The sequence below is a fragment of the Mesorhizobium sp. LCM 4577 genome, from assembly GCF_001854795.2.
GTDB classification, from domain to species: Bacteria; Pseudomonadota; Alphaproteobacteria; order Rhizobiales; family Rhizobiaceae; genus Mesorhizobium; species Mesorhizobium plurifarium.
This window is the reverse complement of sequence record NZ_MDDU01000035.1, coordinates 381174-404539: the sequence shown is the minus strand read 5'-3', so window position 1 is coordinate 404539 and position 23366 is coordinate 381174. Positions and strand designations below refer to the sequence as shown.

The 23366-nt window shown below is 65.6% G+C and carries 22 protein-coding genes; 20 read left to right on the top strand and 2 right to left on the bottom strand.

The genetic code is table 11. From position 1 onward, the window contains the following. Positions 1-460 precede the first annotated feature (460 nt). The 6 genes from LCM4577_RS26795 (at position 461) to LCM4577_RS26770 (ending at position 5195) form a co-directional block, all read left to right on the top strand. The gene (locus LCM4577_RS26795; protein ID WP_040980094.1) at positions 461-1417 is read left to right on the top strand and encodes an AraC family transcriptional regulator; all 957 of its coding nucleotides are present in this window, start codon (positions 461-463) and stop codon (positions 1415-1417) included. 131 nt (positions 1418-1548) lie between these two features. Beyond that, positions 1549-2256 carry a nitroreductase family protein gene (locus LCM4577_RS26790; RefSeq protein WP_244508442.1) on the top strand — a complete coding sequence of 236 codons (708 nt, stop codon included), beginning with the start codon at positions 1549-1551 and terminating at the stop codon, positions 2254-2256. Positions 2257-2290: 34 nt separating this feature from the next. Further along, complete coding sequence (locus LCM4577_RS26785) at positions 2291-2836, top strand: carboxymuconolactone decarboxylase family protein (protein WP_041008933.1); 546 nt, start codon at positions 2291-2293, stop codon at positions 2834-2836. Between the two features lie 43 nt (positions 2837-2879). Beyond that, on the top strand, positions 2880-3587 hold the full coding sequence (locus LCM4577_RS26780) for an FMN-dependent NADH-azoreductase (protein ID WP_071074153.1): 708 nt from the start codon (positions 2880-2882) through the stop codon (positions 3585-3587). An 81-nt stretch (positions 3588-3668) separates the two neighbouring features. Further along, positions 3669-4205: a DUF3788 domain-containing protein gene (locus LCM4577_RS26775; RefSeq protein ID WP_071074152.1), complete on the top strand. Its 537-nt coding sequence runs from the start codon at positions 3669-3671 to the stop codon at positions 4203-4205. Positions 4206-4277: 72 nt separating this feature from the next. After that, positions 4278-5195, top strand: coding sequence for an NADP-dependent oxidoreductase (locus tag LCM4577_RS26770; RefSeq protein WP_071074151.1), 918 nt, complete (start codon positions 4278-4280; stop codon positions 5193-5195). 388 nt (positions 5196-5583) lie between these two features. Here the strand turns inward: LCM4577_RS26770 and LCM4577_RS26765 are convergent, their stop codons facing one another. Then, positions 5584-6759, bottom strand: coding sequence for an acetyl-CoA C-acetyltransferase (locus LCM4577_RS26765; protein WP_071074150.1), 1176 nt, complete (start codon positions 6757-6759; stop codon positions 5584-5586). Between the two features lie 134 nt (positions 6760-6893). On the opposite strand from LCM4577_RS26765, the gene LCM4577_RS26760 reads away from it, so the two are divergent. From LCM4577_RS26760 to LCM4577_RS26700, 13 genes are all read left to right on the top strand, one after another. Next, positions 6894-8840 (top strand): acetoacetate--CoA ligase, encoded by a 1947-nt coding sequence (locus LCM4577_RS26760; RefSeq protein WP_071074181.1) that lies wholly within the window; start codon positions 6894-6896, stop codon positions 8838-8840. Then, positions 8837-9988, top strand: coding sequence for a thiolase family protein (locus tag LCM4577_RS26755; protein ID WP_071074149.1), 1152 nt, complete (start codon positions 8837-8839; stop codon positions 9986-9988). The genes LCM4577_RS26760 and LCM4577_RS26755 overlap by 4 nt, the downstream gene beginning before the upstream one ends. Beyond that, positions 9988-10875 carry a MaoC/PaaZ C-terminal domain-containing protein gene (locus tag LCM4577_RS26750; protein WP_244508441.1) on the top strand — a complete coding sequence of 296 codons (888 nt, stop codon included), beginning with the start codon at positions 9988-9990 and terminating at the stop codon, positions 10873-10875. Before LCM4577_RS26755 ends, LCM4577_RS26750 begins: the two co-directional genes overlap by 1 nt. Beyond that, positions 10872-12116 (top strand): nitrate/nitrite transporter, encoded by a 1245-nt coding sequence (locus LCM4577_RS26745; RefSeq protein WP_071074148.1) that lies wholly within the window; start codon positions 10872-10874, stop codon positions 12114-12116. Before LCM4577_RS26750 ends, LCM4577_RS26745 begins: the two co-directional genes overlap by 4 nt. 69 nt (positions 12117-12185) lie before the next feature. After that, complete coding sequence (locus LCM4577_RS26740) at positions 12186-13022, top strand: GntR family transcriptional regulator (protein WP_041008943.1); 837 nt, start codon at positions 12186-12188, stop codon at positions 13020-13022. 200 nt (positions 13023-13222) lie between these two features. Next, on the top strand, positions 13223-13999 hold the full coding sequence (locus tag LCM4577_RS26735) for an SDR family NAD(P)-dependent oxidoreductase (RefSeq protein WP_071074147.1): 777 nt from the start codon (positions 13223-13225) through the stop codon (positions 13997-13999). Positions 14000-14026: 27 nt separating this feature from the next. Further along, entirely contained in the window at positions 14027-14686 is a 660-nt protein-coding gene (locus LCM4577_RS26730) for an L-fuculose-phosphate aldolase (RefSeq protein WP_071074146.1), read from the top strand. 68 nt (positions 14687-14754) lie between these two features. Continuing rightward, the gene (locus tag LCM4577_RS26725; protein WP_071074145.1) at positions 14755-15756 is read left to right on the top strand and encodes a sugar ABC transporter substrate-binding protein; all 1002 of its coding nucleotides are present in this window, start codon (positions 14755-14757) and stop codon (positions 15754-15756) included. 67 nt (positions 15757-15823) lie between these two features. After that, entirely contained in the window at positions 15824-17350 is a 1527-nt protein-coding gene (locus tag LCM4577_RS26720) for a sugar ABC transporter ATP-binding protein (protein ID WP_244508440.1), read from the top strand. Continuing rightward, on the top strand, positions 17347-18378 hold the full coding sequence (locus LCM4577_RS26715; RefSeq protein WP_082048917.1) for an ABC transporter permease: 1032 nt from the start codon (positions 17347-17349) through the stop codon (positions 18376-18378). The genes LCM4577_RS26720 and LCM4577_RS26715 overlap by 4 nt, the downstream gene beginning before the upstream one ends. Further along, positions 18375-19361 carry an ABC transporter permease gene (locus LCM4577_RS26710; RefSeq protein ID WP_071074144.1) on the top strand — a complete coding sequence of 329 codons (987 nt, stop codon included), beginning with the start codon at positions 18375-18377 and terminating at the stop codon, positions 19359-19361. The genes LCM4577_RS26715 and LCM4577_RS26710 overlap by 4 nt, the downstream gene beginning before the upstream one ends. A gap of 21 nt (positions 19362-19382) precedes the next feature. Beyond that, on the top strand, positions 19383-20348 hold the full coding sequence (locus LCM4577_RS26705; RefSeq protein ID WP_041005148.1) for a carbohydrate kinase family protein: 966 nt from the start codon (positions 19383-19385) through the stop codon (positions 20346-20348). After that, complete coding sequence (locus LCM4577_RS26700; protein ID WP_071074143.1) at positions 20345-21112, top strand: SDR family NAD(P)-dependent oxidoreductase; 768 nt, start codon at positions 20345-20347, stop codon at positions 21110-21112. Before LCM4577_RS26705 ends, LCM4577_RS26700 begins: the two co-directional genes overlap by 4 nt. 19 nt (positions 21113-21131) lie before the next feature. Here LCM4577_RS26700 and hutH read toward each other — a convergent pair whose 3' ends face one another. Next, entirely contained in the window at positions 21132-22628 is a 1497-nt protein-coding gene (gene hutH / locus LCM4577_RS26695) for a histidine ammonia-lyase (protein ID WP_071074180.1), read from the bottom strand. A 212-nt stretch (positions 22629-22840) separates the two neighbouring features. Here hutH and LCM4577_RS26690 point away from each other — a divergent pair, with 212 nt between their 5' ends. Then, entirely contained in the window at positions 22841-23341 is a 501-nt protein-coding gene (locus LCM4577_RS26690) for a carboxymuconolactone decarboxylase family protein (RefSeq protein WP_040980123.1), read from the top strand. The last annotated feature ends 25 nt before the right edge of the window (positions 23342-23366 follow it).

Here is a 23366-nt window from a genome sequence, read left to right as displayed (position 1 = left end):
AAAAAGCCGTATCGCAGAACCACCTTTCGTGCCAGTAAACTAACATACGACATCCGACACCGGTGCGGGTGATAGCCCCATGCCGCATCACGACCGGCAAAATCGCTGTTCCAGTCTTGGTCTTACGATCTCAAGCGCCAACGGATTGATCGCCCACGAAATCGTCCAGCTGAGATCTGGCCTGCGACGTCCGACTTCCCATCTGCCTGTGCGCGCACAACTCCAGCGTCGTCCGTCAAGAAGCCTGGTTGAGCGCCGAGCGGTCTGCGAACACTCTGAAGATCGCGGCCAACATGAGCCACAACAGATGCCTCAGCCACGCGATAGCCGAACATTAGCGCTCGGTGGCTCGCTCACCATCTAGGCCCGGAACGGAGCCAGTGTTGGAAACGAGGGCGACAAGTAGAACCGGTGCACAATTGCGATAAGATGTTTCACCGTTTCCGGTTTTCGAGGTCAAATGTCTGAAGTGGACTGGCTTAGCCATCTCTTGCAAATCATCACCGTCAGCGGCCAGCTCGAGGTTCGCTGCGCCTATGGTGCGCCGTGGCGTGTCGCCTGGGGCCGAGCGGCGGCGAACGAGATCCCCTATCACGTCATAGTCAAGGGCCGGGCCGTTCTCGAGGATCCGGAGTCGAAAACGGTGCGGGAGCTGGTGAGCGGAGATATCGTGCTGCTCCCCCACGGTGCGCCGCATGTGCTGCACGACGGCAGCGGGCAAACACCAATCCGGACGCACGAAAGCGTGGGCTCCGCCGGATGGATGCTGAGCGAGAACGACAGCCAGGGCGAGCAACTGGATCTGTTGTGCGGGCGATTTTTCGTCGCGCCGCCCCATGATCGGCTGATCCGCAGCTACCTGCCCACAAATCTGGTGGCGCGGGCAACGGACGGCCATGCGGAAGAAGGCATCGGGTCCGCTTCCAACCAACTTGCCGGTCTTGTCGGGCTGATGCGAATGGAGTCAGCCGGCGACCGAGCCGGAGGACGCGCCATTCTCAACGCGCTTTCGTCGGCCCTGTTCACATTGGTCCTGCGCGCGGCGAGCCAATCGGGGAAAGCCCCGGAGGGCTTGTTGGCCTTGGCCGGCCATCCGCGCCTTGCTCCGGCCATGGCCGCGATGTTCGCCAATCCGGCACGGCCTTGGAAGCTGCCCGAACTGGCCGATTTGTGCGGCATGTCACGCGCCACGTTCATGCGCCAGTTTCAGGACAAGTTGGGTCGCTCCGCCCTCGACTTCGTGACCGATCTGCGCATGAGCCTGGCCGCCAACGAGCTCAGGAAACCGGCGATCAGCACGGAAGCTGTGGCCGAGACCGTTGGGTATCAATCCGTTTCGGCCTTCCGGCATGTCTTCGCGGAAAGGATGGGAATGACGCCGGGTGAGTGGCGGCAACTGGCGCGCAAGGGCGAGTAAGCCGCGCGGTCCAAGATTCAGGACGACGTAGTTTGATCCTTTTGCGCATCATATTGAGTTAATTCAGTCTCGAAATTATCACTCCTGACCGTAAATTGGCTCCCGTAATCACTTGATAAGGGAGCCATCCAATGAACTGCATCAGCGCCGCCACCGCCGGAACCGCGACCCGCATCGCCGCCGAGATCTTCGGGGAGACCGGGAAGAGCGAAAACGCTTTCGCGACCAACGCCGTCATCGAAACCATCCTGAGCCGCAGTGCCGCCAAGTACTACGACGCTACCGCCACCCTGAACGACGACCAGATCCGCGACCTGGTGCGTATCGGCACGTCCGCGCCAACTTCCTTCCACCTGCAGAACTGGCGCTTCATCGCCGTACGCTCGCCTGAAGCCAAGGCAAGGCTGCGTCCGATCGCCTGGAATCAGCCCGCGATCACCGACGCCGCGGTGACCTTCATCATCATCGGCCAGCTTGCCGATGCCAGCACCGTTCCCGACCGTCTGGCGCCCGTGGTGGAAGCGGGCATCATGCCGGCGCGTCTGGTGCCGGACTGGGAAATCCCCGCTCGTGGTCTGTATGACAACCAGCCGCAGCGTCAGCGCGACGAAGCCGTGCGCTCCGCGACCTTCGGCGCCGCGGCGATCATCTACGCGGCCCGTTCGCTGGGCCTGGGTTCGACGCCGATGATCGGYTTCGACGCCGAGGCCGTGCACAGCGAGTTCGGCCTGGCCGAGGACGAAGTGCCGGTCATGCTGCTGACCGTCGGGCCGGAGCGGGCTGGCAACTGGCCGCAGAAGCCGCGCCTGCCTGTGGCCGATGTCCTGGACTTCGCATAATCCTCAATCATTTCAGAAGCTTATGGAGACTACGATGGCGAGAACCGCTGCTCTGAAACCGGAACAGGTGCCGGCCGAATCCAAACCGACGCTCGACGCTTTCACCAGGAATATCGGTTTCACACCCAATATGATGGCGGCCTTCGCGCAGAGCCCGATCGCGTTCAACGCCTGGGCCACTCTGCTCGGCTCGCTGAGCAAGGCCCTGGACGTGAAGACGCGTGACAGTATCGGCCTCGCGGTCTCCGAAGTGAACGGTTGCAACTATTGCCTCACGGTTCACAGCTTCACGGCCGAGCATATGGCCAAGTTGCCGGCGGATGACGTCATTCTCGCTCGCAAGGGTCGGGCCAGGGACCCGAAGCGGGACGCGGCTCTGCAGTTCGCGCGCAAGGTCATAGAGACCCGGGGGCACGTCAGTGATGCCGACCTGCAAGCGGTTCGCCGGGTTGGCTACACGGATGCGAACATCATCGAGATCGTCGCGTTGGTGGCGATGTACTCCCTGACCAACTTCTTCAACAACGTGTTCGATCACGAGAAGGACTTTCCAGCCGTGATGCCGGCCGGCTCGATCTGAGCCCGGTCCTGTCGCAACCTCGTGAAGCCATTGGAACAGTCACATGAACATTCTTCATATCGATGTCAGTCCGCGACAGGAATCGCATAGCCGCCAGCTTTCGGCGGCGATCGTCGAAAGGCTCCTTAGGGTTGCGCCCGGGGCGAGCATCAGTCGACGTGATTTGGGAGCGGATCCGTTGCCTCACACCGCGGCCGACTACGCATTTGCGCTGTCGACGCCGGCCACGTTGGCGGCGCCTCCAAAGGGCGCCGTGGATGTTTCCGAGGCGCTCATTCGGGAAGTCGAGACGGCCGATGTGATTGTCATCGGAACGCCGATGTACAACTTCACCATTCCCTCGATCCTCAAGGCCTGGATCGACCAGATCCTGCGCGTCGGTCGCACGATGAAGTCGACACCGGCCGGAAAGGTGGGAATGCTCCGGGATCGTCCGGTGTTTATCGGCGTCGCTTCCGGTGGCGTTTTCTCCGGCGAGCGAGCGAACCAACCCGATTTTCTCACGCCGTATCTCTCGCTGGCGCTGAACTCCATTGGGCTGAAGACCCTGCAATTCCTCTCGGTGCAGGCCACCGCGTTTCTTGACGGGGACAAGGCCGCATTGGCGAGGGAGAAGGCCTTGGCGGCGATCGATCTGACGGTCGTGCGAGAGCTTCGAGGCGTCGATGGTTGGCCTGCAGTGCTCGCAAGCGCCGGTAGACCGTATCGCGGTGTCCGCCCTGCCCTGGGGCGGGTCGCGCCGGCATTCTGAGGCGCGCCCCGCAAACTCTTGGCACGCCCGCATCTGAACCCTCCGGCGTCCGCCGGACCATGAACACGAGGTCCTTTGACGATGTCACCCACCCGCACCAGAGCAACAGCCGCTGATGGCGGTACGCCTCCCCAGATCGGCGACAGGATCACCGATAAATCAGCGCCACCCGACGACGGCGCCGTCCGCGAATGGATCGGAGCGGAGACGTTCGAGCGCTGGGCCGAGCTGCGAAGCTGGATAGACGAATCCTACCCTGGGGTTTTCACGCCGGACTGGCTCTACGGCGGCAAGAACCGCGGTTGGTCCTTGCGCTACAAGAAGACCAAGGCGCTCTGCACCTTAATGCCGGAATACCGGCGGTTTTCGGCTGTCGTGGTCATGGGTGGAGCAGAACGAGAGCAGTTCGAGCAGCGGCGTTATGTCTGGCGCCCGCGACTGGTCAAGCTCTACGATGAAGCCAAGACATACATCGACGGAAAATGGCTGACGATTGCCATCGCATCGGCAGATGATCTGCATGATGTGACGGAGCTTCTGACGATGAAGCGCCCGCCATCGTCGGCATCACGCAGCAATTCGACATCAAGTCCGTCGCGGAAGGCGTCGAACCGATAGCCAACCGCGTGAGAGATCGAAAAGACCTTCCACCCCTGCAATTTACCTCGAACGAACAAGGAGACAATTCCCATGAAAGCAATCGTTGTGACGGACCAGACTGCGGGGCCAGCCGGAATGAAGCTGGTGGAGCGGCCCGAGCCGCAAGCCGCGATAAACGACGTCGTCGTTCAGGTTCACGCGGCGGGATTCGTCAACACCGAACTGGAGTGGCCTTCGACCTGGGCGGATCGGGCCTTCCGTGACCGGACGCCGTCGATCCTCGGCCATGAATTGGCCGGTGTGGTCACCGCGCTCGGCTACGGCACCACGGGGCTGTCGATCGGCCAACGGGTGTTCGGCCTGTCGGACTGGCATCGCGACGGCACGCTCGCCGAGTATGTCGCCATGGAGGCGCGCAACCTCGCGCCGCTGCCCGGCGATGTCGACTTCACCGTGGGCGCGAGCTTGCCGATCTCGGGCCTCACCGCATGGCAGGGCCTGTTCCAGCATGGCCGCCTTCAGGCGGGACAGAGCGTGCTGGCGCATGGCGCGGCCGGCGCCGTCGGTTCGGTCGTGACGCAGCTTGCGCGGGAAGCCGGCGCCTATGTCATCGGCACCGGACGCGCCGCCGACCGCCAGAAGGCTCTCGACTTCGGTGCAAATGAATTCGTCGACCTCGGGAACGACACCCTGGAGGACATCGGCGGCGTCGACCTGGTGTTCGATGTCATCGGCGGCGACATCCAGAAGCGGTCCGCAGCGCTGGTCCGGGCCGGAGGAACGCTGGTGACCGTCGTCGCGCCGACGGATGTTCGACCCGCCGACGGCCTGACGGTCGACTTCGTCGTCGAGGCCGATCGCGCCCAGCTATCCGAGATAATCCAGCGGGTACGGGACGGAAGACTGCGGCCGAACATCGGCAAGGTGTCATCTCTCGACGATGCCGTCGCAACCTTCAATTCGACCGAGCGGCGCGCGGGGAAGACCGTCATCCGCGTCCGCCCGTAAAGGGCTCGGGGAGAGGGGCGGTTCCTCTCTCCCCGGTTATCGTCCGGCGTCCCACCGGGCCGCGCGGAGCGACATGACGACGCGATTACGACTGGCGCTTCGAAGATCGGCTGCGGCGTAACTTTTGACACGCTTCATGTCGGCATTCCTGCAGTGTCCCGGTTCGCGTCCCGCAGCGCTCTAAACGATCGAGTATGGCAGGACGGCTCGCGAGTCCGGGTCGATGCTCAGCCGCCGCTTGAGCGGCGGTACTGCACGCTGGCCGCAATTGATCAATGTCCTCCATGCAGCCCAGGCCGTGCTCGACCTCATGGAGGGCAGGAGGCGCAACGCGTAGGGCGTTCACCCTCTCTCGAAAAAACGCAGAACCGCTGTTTGTTTGACGGCTTCACCGCTCCAGGCAGATCGCCACGCCCTGACCGCCGCCGATGCAGAGCGAGGCGAGGCCCTTCTTCGCGCCGCGGCGGACCATTTCGTGCAACAGCGTCACCACGATGCGGCAGCCGGAGCCGGCCAGCGGATGGCCGAGCGCGATGGCGCCGCCGCTCATATTGATGATGTCCTCGTTCCAGCCCATCTCGCGGTTGACCGCGATGGCTTGCGCGGCGAAGGCTTCGTTGATCTCCATCACGTCGAGGTCGGACGCGCGCCAGCCGGCCTTATCCAGCGCGCGGCGCGAGGCTGCCACCGGTCCGAGGCCCATATCCATCGGCTCGACTCCGGCGGAAGCGTAGGACGCGATGCGGGCGAGGGGCGTCAGGCCGAGTTCCTTCATGCGCGCCTCCGACATCACCAGCACCGCCGCCGCGCCGTCGTTGAGACCGGAGGAGTTGCCGGCGGTGATTGTCCCCGCTGCATCGAAGACCGGTCTCAGCCGGCCGAGGCCTTCAATCGTGGTGGAAGGATTGGGATGCTCGTCACGCTCGATGACGACATCGCCTTGCCTCGTCTTGATCGAGACCGGGACGATCTCTTCGTCGAACCTGCCGGACTGGATGGCGGTGTCCGCCTTTTCCTGCGAGCGCAGCGCGAAACGGTCCTGTTCCTCGCGGGTGATCTGGTAGCGCTGCGCCAGCGTTTCGGCGGTCACGCCCATATGCACCTGATGGAAGGCATCCCACAGCCCGTCGGTGATCATGGAATCCTTGACGGTACGGTCGCCCATGCGGATGCCGGCGCGGGCGCCGTGAATGACATGCGGTGCCGAGGTCATCGAATCCTGCCCGCCGGCGATCACGCAGTCTGCGTCGCCGCAGCGGATGGCCTGGGCGGCGAGATGGATCGACTTCTGGCCGGCGCCGCACACCTTGTTGACGGTCATTGCGGGAACGCTGACCGGCAGGCCGGCCTTCAGTGAAGCTTGCCTGGCGGGGTTCTGCCCGGCGCCGCCGGTCAGCACCTGGCCCATGATCACCTCGCCGACGGCATCGGGCGCGAGCTGGGTATCGGCAAGCATTGCCTGGATAAGCTGCCCGCCGAGTTCCGCCGCCGACAGGCTGGCGAACGCGCCATTCAGCTTGCCGATGGGCGTCCGCTTGGCGGCAACGATATAAACCGCATCCATTTCCGATCCTCCGCACGCGCGATCCACACAGGCGGGATCACCGCTTGACATTCTGGTTATAACCAATAATCATGAAACGCATCGGCAAGCAAGGTCGCGGCATCGAGCCCGGCCTGCGTTGCGGGAGGAAATCCATGTCATCCGTGCTTTGGACGCCGGCGCCGGCCGCGTTCCAATCGTCCAACCTTGCGCGCTTTTCGACGGCCAACGGCTTCGACCCGCGCGACTACGAGACGCTGCATCGCTGGTCGACCGGCGATCCGGGCGCCTTCTGGCGGGCGGTGTGGGATTTCGCCGAGGTCATCGGCGATCCGGGCGCGACCTCCTTCCTGCGCGACGACAATGCGCCGATGACCGGGAGCCGCTTCCTGCCGGAAGCCTCGCTCAATCTCGCGGAAAACCTGCTGCGCGGCGACGAGGAGAGGGTTGCCCTCATCGAAGCCGACGAAAGCGGCCATTTCCGCACCGCCACGCTCGGCGAACTGCGCCGTCTCGTCGCCCGGACGGCCGACGGCCTGCGCGCGGCCGGTATCGGCAAGGGCGATTGCGTCGGCGGCATCCTGCCCAACCGTGTCGAAGGCCTCGTGGCGTTGCTGGCGACCCTGTCGATCGGCGCCGTCTGGTCGTCCTGCTCGCCGGATTTCGGCGCCGCCGCGATCGTCGACCGCCTCGGCCAGATCGGCGTCAAGGTRCTGTTCGCGGCACCCCGCTACCGCTATGCGGGCAAGGAGCACGACATCTCCGGCAGGCTGGCCGAAATCGTCGCCGCGATGCCGACGGTGACGACGCTGGTGCTGACCGGCGAAGCGGGCGCCGGGCCGGACTGCGCGGCGGATTGCATTTCATTCGACGATTTCGGCGGCGACGGCCGGCTCATTTTCGAGCGTGTGCCCTTCGACCATCCGGCCTATGTGCTCTACACCTCCGGCACGACAGGCGCGCCGAAGGCGATCGTTCATCGCGCCGGCGGCGTGCTGCTCCAGCACCTGAAGGAGCATCTGCTGCATGGCGATGTTCGCCCGGGCGACGTGATGAGCTGGTACACCAACACCGCCTGGATGATGTACCACTGGCTGATCTCGGGCCTCGCCTGCCACGCGACAGTGGTGCTCTATGACGGTGCGCCGATCCTGAAATCGGCCGACGGCCTCGATCCCGGCCCGCTCTGGAAGCTGGCCGAGCGCGCCCGCGTCACACATTTCGGCACCAGCCCGAAATATCTGGCCACACTCGCCGCCGAAAACTACGCGCCAGGGAGCCTGCACTATCTCTCATCGCTGCGCTCGCTGCTGTCGGCCGGCGCACCCGTCTCACCCGGGCAATTCGACTGGGTCTACGAACATGTGAAGCGCGACATGATCTTCGCCTCCATCTCCGGCGGCACCGAGATCATCGGCTGCTTCCTGCTGGGATCGCCGATCCATCCAGTGCGGCGTGGTGAATTGACGACGAAAGGCCTCGGCCTCGCCGTCGCCGTCATGGACGAGCGCAATGCGCCGATCATCGGCCGTCAGGGCGATCTCGTCTGCACCGAGCCGTTCCCGTCCATGCCGCTGACTTTCTGGGGCAAGGACGGCGATCAGCGCTATCACGCCACCTATTTCGCCGCGCGGCGCGAGATCTGGAYGCATGGCGACGTCGCCGAGATGACCGCTTACGGCTCCGGGATCATCCACGGCCGCTCGGACACGACGCTGAAACCCGGCGGCGTGCGCATCGGCACGGCCGAAATCTACGCGGCCTGCGAGAGCTTTGCCGAGATCGAGGATTGCCTCGTCTTTGGAGCGCCCATCGAGGGCGACGAGGAAATCGTGCTCTGCGTCAGGCTGAACGACCGTTTTGCGCTGACCCCCGAGCTTGCCGCGCGAATTCGCCAAGCGATTCGCGAAGGCGCCTCGCCGCGCCATGTGCCGCATCGCATCCACGCGGTGCAGGCCGTGCCCTACACGCTGAACGGCAAGCGCGTCGAGGGCGYGGCCCGCACGACGCTCGAGGGCAAGCCGGTCAAGAACATGGCTTCGCTCGCCAATCCGGCCTGCCTCGAGGAATACCGCGCGCTCGACCGGAGCAAGGCGGCATGAGCGGGTCGAAGGGAGCGATCGTCGGCATCGGCGAGCTGAAGCCGCAACGGCTGACCAGCGGCGTGACGACGCTGGAGATGATCGCCGAGGTCTCGCGCCTGGCCGTGCTCGATGCCGGGCTGGAGCCGGCGGCGATCGACGGGCTGCTGGTCGGGCCGCAGGTCGGCGAGACGCCGCAGCATGTGCCGGCGACCATCGCCGAATATCTGGGTCTCGCGCCGACCATGGCCAATGTCGTCGACCTCGGCGGCGCGTCCGGCGCCGGCATGGTCTGGCGCGCGGCGGCCGCGATCGAGGCCGGCATGTGCGAGACGGTGCTCTGCGTGCTCGCCAACAACCGCGAGGAGACGGCGCCGCGCTCGCCCAACCGCAATCCGATCCGCGAGTTCGACGTGCCCTTCGGCGCCTCGGGCGCCAACATCTCCTATGCGCTGCTGATGCAGGCGCATATGGCGCAATACGGTTCGACCGCGCGGGATTTCGCCATGATCGCCGCCGCGGCGCGCGCCAATGCGCAGCTCAATCCCGATGCGATCTTCTTCGGCAAGCCGGCCGATGTGGAAGCGGTGCTGGCCTCGCCGATGATCGCCTCGCCACTGCATCTTCTCGAGATCGTCATGCCGGTCGCCGGCGGTGAGGCTGTCGTCGTCACCTCCGCCGAACGCGCGCGCGCACTGCGCAAGCCGTCGGTCCATCTGCTCGGGGCCGGCGAGAAGGTCACGCACCGCGCGGTCAGCCAGGCGCCGAGCTTGACCTCCGGTCCACTGAAAAGCGCCATGGCGCGGGCCTTTGCGCAGTCCGGCACGCAGGCCGGCGCGATGGACCTTCTGTCGCTCTACGACTGCTACACGATCATGGTCGCCGCCACGATCGAGGATGCTGGCCTCTGCGGGCCGGGCGGGTTCGGCGCGTGGCTCAACGACCACGACCTTTCCCACAAGGGCGACAAGCCGCTCAACACGCATGGCGGCCAGCTCGGCTTCGGCCAGCCGGACCTTGCCGGCGGCATGACCCATGTCGTCGAAGCGGTGCGCCAGTTGCGCGGCGAGGCGAGCGAACGCCAGATCGCCAGGGCCGGCCTCGCGCTGGTCACCGGCAATGGCGCGACGATGAGCGAAGCGACCGCGCTCGTGCTGGGAGCAGCCTGATGGCGATCGATTTGAACACGCTGAAGACCCCAGGGCCGACGATCACCGCGCTGACCAAGCCGTTCTGGGATGCTACCACCGAAGGCCGGCTGACCATCCAGCACTGCGAGGACTGCGGCAAGGCTGTCTTCTATCCGCGCCCGATCTGTCCCCATTGCTGGAGCACGCGGCTGGTCTGGAAAGACGCATCGGGCAGGGGGCGGCTCAAATCCTTTTCGGAAGTGCACAAGCCCGGCCATCCGGGCTGGCTGCCCGCCGTGCCTTACCTGGTCGGCCTGGTCGAGCTGGCCGAAGGCCCGACGATACTGAGCTTTATCCTGGCCGGCACACGACCGCTACAGGTCGGGGACATGCTGCTTCTTGCGCCGACCGCCATCGGCGGTCGCGTCCTGCCGGCCTTCAAACCAGTCGAACAGAGCAGAGGAGAAGCCGCAATGAGCACCGGAACGAAAGACGGTTGGGTGGGCGTCGTGAAAGGCCGCCCGCAGGTCGGCGCCTTCGCCGAGCGCACGCGGCGCACGAAGATGAGCGACATCGAGGCCTTCACCGATATCACCGGCGATCGCAATCCGCTGCATTACGACCGCGCGCTGGCCGAGAAATCGGTGTTCGGCAAGCTGATCGTCCAGGGCGGCGTCACCTCCGGTATCCTCAACGCGCTGGTGGCGGAGGATCTGCCCGGGCCTGGAACCGTGTTCCTCGAAGTGGCCTGGAAGTTCGTCAAGGCCGTTGGCGTCGATGAGGAGATCACCGGCCGCGTGGAGGTCAAGGACGTGCGCCCCGACAAGCCGATCTGCAAGATCGAGACCAGCGTGCGCAACGGCCAGGGCGAGCTTTGCCTCACCGGCACGGCCACGGTCTTCACCGTTCCGCTGCAAAGCGCATGAGCACGGTCGGCGACGGCCGGCTCGACATGGCGGCCGACAGCGAGCGCTGGCGCGTGTTGTCGCTGCTTTGCCTGGCGGTCGTGCTGTCGCTGACCACTTGGTTTTCGGCGACCGCCATCCTCCCGGAACTCAAGCAGGAACTGGCGCTCGGCGCCAGCGCCGAAGCCTGGCTGACCAATGGCGTCCAGGTCGGCTTCGTGGTCGGCGCGCTGGCGGCGAGTCTCATCAATCTTCCCGACCTTGTGCGGCTGAGCCGCCTCATGGCGGCCGCGGCTCTTGTCGCCGCTTTGGCCAACGCGACGCTACTGCTTCATCCCGGGCCGGGCGGCGTGATCGCCGCACGCATCGTCACGGGCGCCGCGCTTGCCGGCGTCTATCCGCCGGCGCTGAAACTGGTCGCCACCTGGTTCACCCGCGACCGGGGGCTGGCGCTCGGCGCGGTCATCGGCGCGCTGACGGTCGGCTCGGCGCTGCCGCATCTCTTCCGCGCCGCCTCGACCGCGCTCGACTGGCGTCCCGTGGTCGCCGCCGCCAGCGTGGCCACGGCGGCGGGCGCGCTGCTCTTCCTGCTGTTCGCCAAGGAGGGACCCTATCCCTTCGGCAAGGCGGTGTTCGAGCCGTCCCGCATCGGCCAGGTGTTCCGCGAGAAGCCGTTGCTGTTAGCCAATCTCGGCTATCTCGGCCATATGTGGGAACTCTATGCCATGTGGGCCTGGCTGCTTGCCTATACGCGCGCCGCTTTCGAGGCGCAGGCGATCGGGACCGCCGCTCCCGCGTCGCTCTCGACTTTCCTTGTCGTCGCCTCTGGTATCCTTGGCTGCCTGCTCGGCGGCTATCTGTCGGACCGCGTCGGCCGCACCGCCACCACCGCCGGCATGATGCTCGTCTCGGGCAGCTGTGCGCTGCTGATGGGCTTTCTCTTCACCGGCCCGCTCTGGCTGTTCATGCTGGTGGCCATCGTCTGGGGCGTTTCGGTGATCGGCGATTCGGCTCAGTTCTCCGCCGCCGTCACCGAGCTTGCCGACCGCCGCTTCGTCGGCACCGCACTTTCGGTGCAACTGGGCGCCGGTTTCGCGCTGACGGTGCTCGCCATCTGGCTGACGCCGCGCTTCGCCGATTTCATCGGCGGCTGGCGCTGGGCCTTCCTGCTCTTGGTTCCCGGACCGCTTCTGGGGGCGGCCGCCATGCTATGGTTGCGAAACTTGCCGGAGAGCGTGAAAATGGCCGGTGGTCTCCGCTAGGGAGGCGCTGCCGCTTGCTGAGTCGCGGCAACTGAAATGCGGCAGGACCGGATGGAACAAGCAACCAGAATGCGCGGGCGTCCTCGTTACGACCAGGAAGATGCCGAGGCGGCCGAGGCTTTCCGCTCGATCGGCTCCAAGGTCCAGCTCAACCGCGATGAGGCCGCACCCCTCTGGGTGCAGTTGCGCAACCAGGTCGAGGAGGCCATCAACACCGGCCTGCTGGCCGCCAATTCGCGCATTCCGTCGGAACAGGCGCTCTGCGATTTCTTCGGCGTCTCGCGTCCCGTCGTGCGCGCCGCGATCGGCTCGCTCTCCAACGAGGGCCGCATCATCAAGATGCCGCGCAAGGGCATGTTCGTCGCAGCCCCCCGCGAGCATGTCGACTTCATGACCGCCAATCTCGGCGTGTTCGACGACCTGACCGCCAAGGGCCACAAGGTCTCGACCCGCACGCTGGAGGTCTACCGCTGCCCGCCGAGCGAGAAGGAGTCCAAGGTCTTCGGCATTCCCGCCAATGGCAGCGTGGTCCGCATCAGCCGCGTCTATATGACCGACGGCGCGCCGATCACCATGACGCGCATCAGCCTGCCGGGGCACAGGGTGCCGGGGCTGGAGAACATCCTGTCGGAAAACCAGTCGATCTTCGGCACCATCCGCGCCGTCTTCGGCCTCACCGTGAAGCGCGCCGACCGCTGGCTGCGCGCGGCCCTTCCCACCAAGGAAGAGGCTGATGAGATGGGCGTCGCCGCCAACACGCCGCTGATCGAGATCGAGTCGATCGCCTATGACGCCGACGGCGCCGCGCTCGAATATTACGAGGCCTTCTACAACTCCTCCGTCGCGCGCATCCACATGGCGGTCGAGCAGCCGTCGGCGACGGTGAACGGCGTCGATCGCACCTGACTTGCGTGCATCGAAAAAAGATTCTGTTTTCTGGTTATAACCAGATTGACGGCCCCGGGAAGCTTCTGTAACGTCCCTTTCATGGGGTCGGGAGGAGCCTGACCCGGAGGCATTATCAGGACCTGTCGGCTTGCGGCGCTGCCTCGGCGGCGAGGGCGGAGTTTTGTCCGCGCTCGAGCCTGTCCTGATGGAGGACGTGCATGGATTACCGGTCGCAATTCGACCTGACAGGCGAGGTCGCCGTCGTCACCGGCGGCGCCAGCGGGATCGGTCTCGAGGCCGCCAGGGCGCTCGGGACTTGCGGCGCGAATATCGTCCTGCTCGACATGAACACGGATGGGCTGAAGGCCGCTGCCGAAGCGCTCGAGGCCGCCGGCGTGGCGAGCGTCGAAGGCCGCGTGCTCGACGTCACCGATCCGCAAGCCGTCGAGGCAATGGCAACTGCAATCGTCGCCGATTTCGGCAAGGTCGATATCCTGGTCAACAGCGCCGGCATCGCGCGCCTCAACACCGCGCTCGACACGCCGGACGAGGAATGGCGCCTGGTGATGGATGTCAACGTCAACGGCGTCTACTGGGCCTCGCGCGCCTTCGGCCGCTCGATGGTCGCCCGCAAGAAGGGCTCGATCGTCAATCTCGGCTCGATGTCGGGCCTGATCATCAACCGTCCGCAGACGGCGCCGTCCTACATGGTGAGCAAGGGCGCCGTGCACATGATGACGAAGGCGCTCGCGGTCGAATGGGCGAAATCCGGCGTGCGCGTCAACGCGCTGGCGCCGGGCTATGTCGGCACCGAGATGACGCTGAAGATGCGCGAGCGTCCCGAACTCTTCAACACCTGGATCGACATGACCCCGATGGGCCGGCTGGGCACACCGCAGGAGATCGCCTCGGCGATCCTGTTCCTGGCCTCGCCGGCCTCGAGCTACGTCACCGGCGCGATCCTGTCGATCGATGGCGGCTACACGGCCTGGTAGCGGACCGAATAAGGATTGGAATATCGCATGACCGTTTCGGACCGAGATGTGCGCCAGGCCATCATCGACGCCTGCATCCAGATGAATGAGCTCGGCATCAACCAGGGCACATCAGGCAACATCAGCTGTCGCCACGGCGAGGGTATGCTGATCTCGCCGACCAGCACGCCCTATGACACGCTGCAGCCGGAGGACATCGTCTTCATGGGCTGGGATGGCGCGGTCGACGGGCGCCTGCCGCCATCCAGCGAATGGCGCTTCCATCTCGACATCATGAAGGCGCGGCCCGAGGTCAACGCCGTCGTCCACGCGCATCCGACCTACTGCACGACGATCGCCATCATGGGCAGGAAGATACCGGCGATCCACTACATGGTCGCGGTTGCCGGCGGCAGCGACATACGCTGCGCGCCCTACGCCACCTTCGGCACGTCGGAGCTTTCGGCGCATGCGGTGGAGGCGCTGCGCGACCGCAAGGCATGCCTGCTGGCCCAGCACGGCATGATCGCCGTCGGATCGAGCCTCGCCCAGGCGATGTGGCTGGCGGTCGAGGTGGAGACACTGGCGCGCCAGTATCACGGCGCCCTGCAGATCGGCGAGCCGCCGATCCTGTCCGACGAGGAGATCGAGAACGTCATCAAGCGCATGGCGAGCTACGGCCTGCGCGACAAGGAGGCCGCCGCCTAAGCGGAGGACCATGGTTTCGCATATCCTCCGGGAAGGCCCGGAGCGATCAACAAGGGAGGAAATGAAAAATGACCAGATCCATGAAAGGCCTCGTCAAGGCGCTCGCTTTGGGGTTGGCGGCGGCTTGCAGCCTTGCCGCCGTCTCGGGCGCGACCGCCGAGGAGCTGTCGCTCAAGGGCAAGCGCATCGGCGTCTCGGCCATCGGCACGGACCATTATTGGGACCTGATGGCGTTCAAAGGCATCCAGGACCGCGTCAAGGAACTCGGCGGCGAGGTCATCGCGCTCGACGCCGGCCGCAAGGATCAGCAGCAGATCGCGCAGCTGCAGACGCTGATCGCGCAGAAGCCCGACGCCATCATCGAGCAGCTCGGCAACCTCGAAGTGCTGAACCCGTGGCTGCAGAAGATCCGCGACGCCRGCATCCCGCTGTTCACTGTCGACACCGCGACGCCGCACGCCATCAACAACACCACCTCCAACAACTACAATATCGGCGCCGAGATCGCCTTGCAGATGGTCGCCGACATGGGCGGCAAGGGCAATGTGCTGGTGTTCAACGGCTTCTACAGCGTGCCGGTCTGCAAGATCCGCTACGACCAGCTGAAATATGTGCTGACCTCGTTCCCGGATGTGAAGATCGTCGAGCCGGAGCTGCGCGACGTTATCCCGAACACGGTGCAGAGCGCCTATTCCAACGTCACCGACATGCTGACCAAATCGCCCGAGAAGGGTTCGATCGGCGCGGTCTGGGCCTGCTGGGACGTGCCGCAGATCGGCGCCACGCAGGCGGTCGAGGCCGCCGGCCGCAACGAGGTCAAGACCTATGGCATCGACGGCAGCCCGGAAGTCATCAAGATGGTGATGGATCCGAAGTCGTCGGCCGGCGCGGTCGCCGCGCAGCAGCCCTATGAGATCGGCAAGACCTCGGTCGACAACGCCGCCAAGTACCTGGCCGGCCAGAAGGTGCCGCCCTTCACCTTCGTTCCGTCGGTGCTGATCAACAAGGAAAATGCCGCTGAAAAGGGTAAACCTTTCCTCGACGCCGCCGAGAAGGCCGGCGTTAAATAGAGCGGACGAAACGACGGGCAGCCATGGCTATGCGGCTGCCCGTCACATCCAATCAGGATTGACGGCCATGCAGACAGCAAAGCGTGACATTGCTGTATCGATGACAGGCATATCGAAGCGGTTCGGTCCGGTGCGCGCCTTGGAAAACGCGAACCTCGAGATCGCGCGCGGTTCGATCCTCGGCCTTGTCGGCCAGAACGGCGCCGGCAAGTCGACCATCATCAAGGTGCTGGCCGGCATCATCAAGCCGGACAGCGGCTCGATCGTCATCAACGGCGAGACCGTCAGCACGCTGACGCCGGCGTCGGTCGAAAAGCTCGGCGTCCATTTCATCCATCAGGACAGGCTTTTGGTGCCGACCGCGACCGTCGGCGAAGCCGTCTTCCTCGGCCACGAGATCGGCCTCGGCCCGTTCGTCAGCCGCCGCGCCATGGAGCGCCGCGCGGCCGATCTGCTGAAGCGGTTCTTCGGCATGGAGCTGCCGGCCGGGACGCTGGTGAAGGACCTGACCACCGCGCAGCAGAAGGTGGTGCAGATCACCCGCGCGCTGGCGCAGAAGGCGTCGGTGCTGGTGCTGGACGAGCCGACGGCGGCGCTGGTCAAGCGCGAGGTCGACAGCCTGTTCGACGTGCTGCGCCGGCTGCGCGACGACGGCATCGCCGTGGTCTTCATCTCGCATTACATGCAGGAGATCGAGAAGCTCTGCGACCGCGTCACCGTGATGCGCAACGGCACCGATGTCGGCACGGTCGATCCGCGCCAGACGCCGATCGACGAGATCATCGCGATGATGATCGCCCGCGATGTCGGCGAGATGTTTCCGAAGCGCTCGGTCGAGCTTGGCGCACCGGTGCTGGAGGTTTCCAACCTGCGGCTTGGCGGCAGCTTCGAGAACATCGGCTTCAATGTGCGCGCCGGCGAGATCGTCGGCCTCACTGGCCTGCTCGGCTCCGGCGCCAAGGAGATCGTCCAGTGCCTGTTCGGTCTCAAGACCGCCGATGGCGGCGAGGTCAAGGTCGAGGGCAGGGAGCTGTCGCTGTCGACGCCGGTCAAAGCGGTGCGTGACGGCATCGCCATGCTGCCGGAAGACCGCCGCGCGCATGGCGTGGCGCTTGGCCTGTCTGTGCGCGAGAACATCTCCCTGGCCAGCCTGCGCCGCTATTCGCGCAGCGGCATGGTCAGCCGTGGCGCTGAGAACCAGGCGGTGGACGGCCTGATCAAGGAACTGTCGATCAAGACGCCGCATCGCGACGCGCTGGTGCGCGAGCTCTCCGGCGGCAACCAGCAGAAGGTGGCGATCGCCAAATGGCTGAGCTGCCAGTCGCGGGTCTATGTGCTGGACGAGCCGACGGTAGCCGTCGATGTCGGCGCCAAGGTCGAGATCTACAATCTCCTCAATCGCCTGGCGGGCGAGGGCGCGGCGATCCTGCTTCTGTCCTCCGACCTGCTCGAGCTGGTCGGCGTCTGCGACCGCGTGCTGGTCGTCTATCGCGGCAGGCTTGCCGGCAGCTTCTCCGGTCCCGCGATGAACAGCGACGCGCTGCTCGCGGCTTCGTCCGGGGCCCGCTCGAACGCCGATGGAGTGGCCGCATGAGCGCGACAGTCCTCCACACCGAAGTCGGCGTGTCAGACGAAAAGCAAGCCGCCGCCAAGAGCGCCGGCCGTCGCTTTGGCGCGCTCGTCGTGCGGCTTGGCGCCATCGCCGCCTTTGCCGCGATCATGGCCTATTTCGTGATCTTCGCGCCGGGCTTCACCTCGACCTTCAACCTGATCAACGTCGTCGAGCAGTCGGCGATCCTGGGCGTGCTCGCCTATGGCATGACGGCCGTCATCATCGGCGGCGGCTCCGACGTCACCGAAGGCGGCATCGACCTTTCGATCGCCGCCAATATGGGGCTTTGCGCCGCCGTCTACGCCACGTTGCTGTCGATGGGCTATGGCGATTTTCTCTCGGTGATGGCGGCGATTGCCGTCGGCATGGCGGTCGGCGCGCTGAACGCGCTTGCCGTGGTCGGCCTCGGTATCCTGCCGCTCTTGGCAACGCTTGCCGTGCTCAACGTCGCGGCCGGTATGGAACTCACGCTCACCCAGAACACGGTCGTCGGCGCATCCTCCCCGCTGCTCGGCGTGCTGGTTTCGGGCAGCTTCCTCGGCATCTCCGCGCTTGCCTGGGCGCTGATCGTCTTCTCCGCTGTTATGATCGTGGTCGTTCACGGCACGTCGTTCGGGCTCAGGCTCTACGCGGTCGGCGGCCATCCCGAGGCGGCGCGCGCGGCGGGCATCAGCGTGCCCTTCTACGTCTCCTTCACCTATGTGCTGAGCGGCTTCTGCGCTGCGGTGGCGAGCATCCTCACCGTCTCGCGCCTGTCGGCCAGCACGCCCGGCTCCGGCGAGCTGCTCCTGTCGGTGCTGGCGGCCGCACTGCTCGGCACCGTCTTCTCCCGCCGCTTCGTGCCGACCATGGGCGGCACGCTGCTCAGCGTGCTGTTCATCGGCCTTCTGGCGAACGGCTTCCAGCTGCTCAACGTCTCCAGCTACTGGGTCAACGGCGTGCAGGGCGCGCTGATCCTGCTGGTGGTGGCCATCACATCCTTTGCCCGTGGTTCGGAGGGTTCGCGATGAGCGTCTCGGCCAACGACAACGCATCCAAGGCGAGTATGCGCGGCTTCCTCGCCAAATACAGCGTGCTCATCGCCTTCGCGGTAATCGTCATCTTCTTTTCGGTGGCGAGCCCGACTTTTCTCACGCCGGCAAACCTCTTCAACGTGCTGGTCAACAACGTCGTCATGCTGGCGATCGTGGCGCTCGGGTTGACCATCGTCATCTCGTCGGGCGGCATCGATCTCTCGGTCGGCGTCTCGGTCGACATGGCAAGCATGATCTTCGTCATGCTTCTGGCCGCCGGCTACAGCGGCGTGGTCGGCGTCGCCGGCGGGCTCGGCGCTGCGTTGATCGTCGGCATCCTCAACGCGATCCTCATCACAAGGCTCAACATCAGCCCCTTCCTGGCGACGCTCGGCGTGCTCTTCATCGGCCAGAGCACGCAGCAGCTCGCCACCAGCGGCGGCCAGCCGATCTATCTCACCAGCGGTTATGCCGCCGACCAGTTCAACGCCATTGCCCGCACCGCTTTGTTCGGAATACCGACGCCGGTGATTGTGCTGATCGTGCTCGCCGTCGCGGYCCATCTCCTGCTGCATCGTTCGGTGTTCGGCCGCTACGTGCAGGCGATGGGCGCCCAGCCGGGCGTGGCCTGGTATTCGGGCATCCGCGTGCCGCGCGAATTGTCGATGGTGCATGTGCTGTGCGCGCTGCTCGCCGGCGTCACCGGCATTCTGTTGTCGGCAACGGTGAAATCCTACGTGCCGCTGTCGGGCAACGCCTTCCTGCTCGACGCGATCGGCGCCACCTTCATCGGCACGACGCTCAGCCGCGAGCGCAAGCCTTCGGTCATCGGCACGCTGCTCGGCGTGCTCCTGCTCGCCATCGTCAAGAACGGGCTGCTGCTCGTCGGCTGGAATTTCTACTGGCAGCAGGTCGGTATCGGCGTGCTCGTCTTCCTGGTGCTGGCCGCGAGCTTCGGCCTGCGCCGCGCCGCCCATTGAGTTCGAAAGGTCAAGTCAGCCATGCCCCAGTTCGACGTCAGCTCGATCGGCTTCTACGTCCTCGACATCCTGGGACGGCCGGTCTCGCGCATTCCCGAAGGCGGCCGCGCCGACTATATCGAGGAGATCCGCATGACCGTCGCCGGCACGGCCGGCGCGACCGGTATGGATTGCGCCATCCTCGGCCTGAAGACGCGAGCCGTCACCACGCTCGGCACCGACGACATGGGTGACTGGTTCCTCGCCAAGCTGAAGAAATACGGCCTGGAGACGAGCCTCGTGCGCCGCGACGGCAGCGTCCAGACCTCGTCCACCATCCTGCCGGTGCGGCCGAACGGCGAGCGTCCCGCGCTGCATGTGCCGGGCACAGCCGCCTTGTTCGAGGTCGCCGATGCCGATCTCGATGCCGCGCTCGACGCGACCGTGGTCCATGTCGGCGGCACCGGCCTGTTGAAGCGCTTTGACGGCGAGCCGACGGTCAGACTGCTGAAGCGCGCCAAGGCGCTTGGCCGTATCACCACCTTCGACCTCATCCAGGCGACGCCGGAGACCTGGAAGCTGGTCGAACCATGCCTTCCCTATATCGACTATTTCGTGCCCAGCATCGACGAGGCCGGCGAGATGGCGCACGACCGCGATCCGGCCCGCGTCGCCGCCTTCTTCAAGGCGAGGGGCGTGAGGAACTGCATCCTCACCCTCGGCGCCGGCGGCGTCTATGTCTCGCCCGAGCATGGCGAGGATTTCCATCTGCCGGCCTTCGAGGTCGAGGTCTTCGACACCACGGGCTGCGGCGATTCCTTCACGGCCGGCATCATCGTCGGCATCGTCAAGGGCTGGGACCTGAAACAGTCCGCGCGCTTTGCCAGCGCGGTCGCCGCCAAGGTGGCGATGGGGCTGGGCTCCGACGGCAAACTCGTTTCATTCGACGACACGGTCGCGGCGATGAACTCGCTTCCGGTCAAGACATCAAAGGTGGAAGCAGCATGACAATTCTCCCTGAGGCCAAGGGCAAGACGGCTCTCGTCACCGGCGCCAGCCGCGGCATCGGCAGGGCGCTCGCCAAGGGGCTCGCCGAAGCGGGCTTCGACGTCGCCATCACCGATCTGCCGTCGCAGGCGGCGGAGCTTGACGTGACCAAAAGCGAGATCGAGGCGGCCGGCCGCAAGGCCTATGTCTACACGATGGATGTCAGCAAGAAGAAGGACATCGAAGCGACCGCGCAGGCGTTGCTTGAAGCGGCGGGCAGCATCGATGTGCTGGTCAACAATGCCGGCATCCTGAAACCCAGCCTGCTGCAGGATCTGGACGAGGCCAATTGGGACGCGCATTTCAACGTCAACGCCAAGGGCGTGCTGATGATGTGCCAGGCGGTGCTGCCGCATATGCGCGCCAGGAAGTCCGGCAGGGTGATCAACATCGCCTCGATCGCCGGTCGGCAGGGCGTGCCGACGCAGGGCCACTACGCCGCGACCAAGGCGGTGGTGATCACGCTGACGCGTGTCCTGGCGCAGGAGGTCGGCATGGACGGCGTCACCGTCAATGCGATCTGCCCAGGCATCATCCTGACCGAGATGGGCAAGAACAATCTGGGCAGCGAAGCGGCGATCCGCCATTGGGAGGATGTCGCGGCGCTGAAGCGCCTCGGCGCGCCGGAGGACATCATCGGTCCGGTGCTGTTCTTCGCCTCGGATCTCTCGGCCTTCGTCACCGGTCAAGCGCTCAACGTCGACGGCGGTATCTACTACCACTGAGGCTTGCAGCGGGCCTGCGCTACAGCCGCGGCCCCGCGACCATCCTGGCGACGCGCGCCATGTCGGCGCTCATTTCGCGATCGTCGTCGAGCGGGGCGACGAGCGCCCGCACGGCCTCATAGCTGCGCCGCGGGCCGTCGCCCATCGAGTCCAGCACGCCGCGCAACTCGACGCCGGTCGCGGCGAAGATCAGTTCCATCGCCACCAGGTAGCGCAGGCGTTCGATGATCGCGGCGGTCTTGGCCACGACACGCGGCGCCATCGACGACTGGTCCTCGACGCCGTCCGAGATGGCAAGAGGGCTGAGCGACATCGGATTGGCGAGGTGCCGGATCTCGGCTTCAAGCGCGGCGACCGGCTTCTGCAGTTCCGCATAGCCCTGGCGGCTGCCGCCCCTGGCCGACAGGAAGCGCGGCAGCTCCGCCACCGTCGGCGACATCAGCTTCATCGAGCGGTTGGCGGTGCCGACCGCGCAATGCGCCAGCGCCTGGCCGAGGCTTTCCCAGGTCAGCGTGAAAGCGGTCAGGTCGAAATTGCCGTTGGAGACGACCCGTTCGGCCTCGGGCAGGATGACCGGATTGTCGCCGGAATGGCCGAGCTCGATCTCGGTTGCCAGCTTGGCCTGCTCATAGGCATGGAGCAGCCCGCCCCACACTTGCGGCACGCAGCGGAAGCTGAGCGGATCCTGGAGCCGCCGCGCGGCGTTGTCTTGCCACAGCCCGCTTCCGGAAAGCTCTGCCCGCAGCCGCGCGCCGATCTCGCGCTGGCCGAAGGCCGGCCGCGCCGCCAGCGCATCCTCGTCGATCGCCTTGAGCGACGCGCGAAAGGCTTCGTAGTTCAGCGCCACCGCCGCCAGCGACCAATCGATCAGGCAGGCGACCTCCTCGAGGGCAAGGCACGCCGTTCCGGTCGAGAGACTGTTGGCGACGATGATGGCGTGGCCATCCTTCTCGCGCAGGTCGAGCGGTTCGAGCCCTGCAAGCTTGAGCGCCTCGGCTGACGGCATGATCCGGCCTTGATATTCCGTCTCGCCGTCGCCGCGCAGCGCCCGCGCCAGATGGCCGAGCGGCGCAAGGTCGGCGGCGCCCACCGATCCCCAGCTCGGAATGACCGGATGGACACCGGCATTGAGCGCGGCGAGCAGGCCGAGCACCACGCCTTCCGAGGTGCCGGTGCCGCCTGCCGCCATGCCGCAGATGCGCGCGACCATCAGCGCCCGCACCGCCTCGGTCGGCAGCGACGGACCGGCGCCCATCGAGTGACTGAGCGGCACGCTGTGCTGGAAGGCGATCAGGTCGGCCTCGGCAAGCGGCGTGTCGACGCAGGCGCCGAGCCCGGTGGTGACGCCATAGAGCGGCTTGCCGAGCTGGGTGAGACGCTCGATCAGGGCGCGGCTGGCGCGGATGCGGCGCATGGCTTCCTCGCCGAGCACGAGCCGGGCATTGCGCCGCGCGATCTCGGCGACATCTTCCGTGCCCAGCGGCTTGGCGTCGAGGACGATCACTCTGGCTGTCATCGGGCAATTCCTCAGGCCTCCGGACTGGTGGCCGAACGAATGCAGGATATCCGGCATCGGAGCCGGCCATTGTCGAAAATCCGCCGTCGCGGTTGCCGTTATTTTTCCGCGGTCCGGATAAGCGGCACGGCGGCGAAAATTTCCGGCGCCGATGTCACATCGGGCCAAGCCTCGCTCGTCTTGAGATCGGAAGCAACGAAAGGAATCGACCCATGACTGTCAGACTTGACCCCCTTGCCGCCGCTCCTTCGCTGATGAAGGAGTGGCAGCGCGCTTCGCTCGCCATTTCCGGCAGCCTCGATCCGGCGCTGGCCGAGCTCATCGAGATCCGTTCCTCGCAGATCAATGGCTGCGCCAATTGCATCAATATGCATTCGACCTATGCCCGCGAGCGCGGCGAGACCGAGCAGCGCATCTATTTGTTGTCGGCCTGGCGCGAGGCGCCGTGCTATACCGATCGCGAGCGCGCCGCGCTCGGCTGGACCGAAGCGCTGACCAGAATCTCAGAAGGCCATACGCATGAAGCGGCCTATGAAGCGCTGAAGCCGCATTTCTCCGAGGAGGAGCGCGTGAAGCTCACATTGATGATCAACATAATCAATGGCTGGAACCGCATCGCGGTCGGCTTCGGCGGCTTTGTCGATCCGGCCGCCATCAAGGCCGCCAACAAGGCGGCTGCCGCCCAGGCTGCCAACAAGGCGGCCGCGGCTTGACGACGGAGCCGGCATTGACGGGCGC

Coding starts and splice junctions, on each gene's coding strand:
- LCM4577_RS26795 (WP_040980094.1), top strand. CDS start 461: ATGTCTGAAGTGGACTGGCTTAGCCATCTCTTGCAAATCATCACCGTC.
- LCM4577_RS26785 (WP_041008933.1), top strand. CDS start 2,291: ATGGCGAGAACCGCTGCTCTGAAACCGGAACAGGTGCCGGCCGAATCC.
- LCM4577_RS26780 (WP_071074153.1), top strand. CDS start 2,880: ATGAACATTCTTCATATCGATGTCAGTCCGCGACAGGAATCGCATAGC.
- LCM4577_RS26775 (WP_071074152.1), top strand. CDS start 3,669: ATGTCACCCACCCGCACCAGAGCAACAGCCGCTGATGGCGGTACGCCT.
- LCM4577_RS26770 (WP_071074151.1), top strand. CDS start 4,278: ATGAAAGCAATCGTTGTGACGGACCAGACTGCGGGGCCAGCCGGAATG.
- LCM4577_RS26765 (WP_071074150.1), bottom strand. CDS start 6,759: ATGGATGCGGTTTATATCGTTGCCGCCAAGCGGACGCCCATCGGCAAG.
- LCM4577_RS26755 (WP_071074149.1), top strand. CDS start 8,837: ATGAGCGGGTCGAAGGGAGCGATCGTCGGCATCGGCGAGCTGAAGCCG.
- LCM4577_RS26750 (WP_244508441.1), top strand. CDS start 9,988: ATGGCGATCGATTTGAACACGCTGAAGACCCCAGGGCCGACGATCACC.
- LCM4577_RS26745 (WP_071074148.1), top strand. CDS start 10,872: ATGAGCACGGTCGGCGACGGCCGGCTCGACATGGCGGCCGACAGCGAG.
- LCM4577_RS26740 (WP_041008943.1), top strand. CDS start 12,186: ATGCGCGGGCGTCCTCGTTACGACCAGGAAGATGCCGAGGCGGCCGAG.
- LCM4577_RS26735 (WP_071074147.1), top strand. CDS start 13,223: ATGGATTACCGGTCGCAATTCGACCTGACAGGCGAGGTCGCCGTCGTC.
- LCM4577_RS26730 (WP_071074146.1), top strand. CDS start 14,027: ATGACCGTTTCGGACCGAGATGTGCGCCAGGCCATCATCGACGCCTGC.
- LCM4577_RS26720 (WP_244508440.1), top strand. CDS start 15,824: ATGCAGACAGCAAAGCGTGACATTGCTGTATCGATGACAGGCATATCG.
- LCM4577_RS26715 (WP_082048917.1), top strand. CDS start 17,347: ATGAGCGCGACAGTCCTCCACACCGAAGTCGGCGTGTCAGACGAAAAG.
- LCM4577_RS26705 (WP_041005148.1), top strand. CDS start 19,383: ATGCCCCAGTTCGACGTCAGCTCGATCGGCTTCTACGTCCTCGACATC.
- LCM4577_RS26700 (WP_071074143.1), top strand. CDS start 20,345: ATGACAATTCTCCCTGAGGCCAAGGGCAAGACGGCTCTCGTCACCGGC.
- hutH (WP_071074180.1), bottom strand. CDS start 22,628: ATGACAGCCAGAGTGATCGTCCTCGACGCCAAGCCGCTGGGCACGGAA.
- LCM4577_RS26690 (WP_040980123.1), top strand. CDS start 22,841: ATGACTGTCAGACTTGACCCCCTTGCCGCCGCTCCTTCGCTGATGAAG.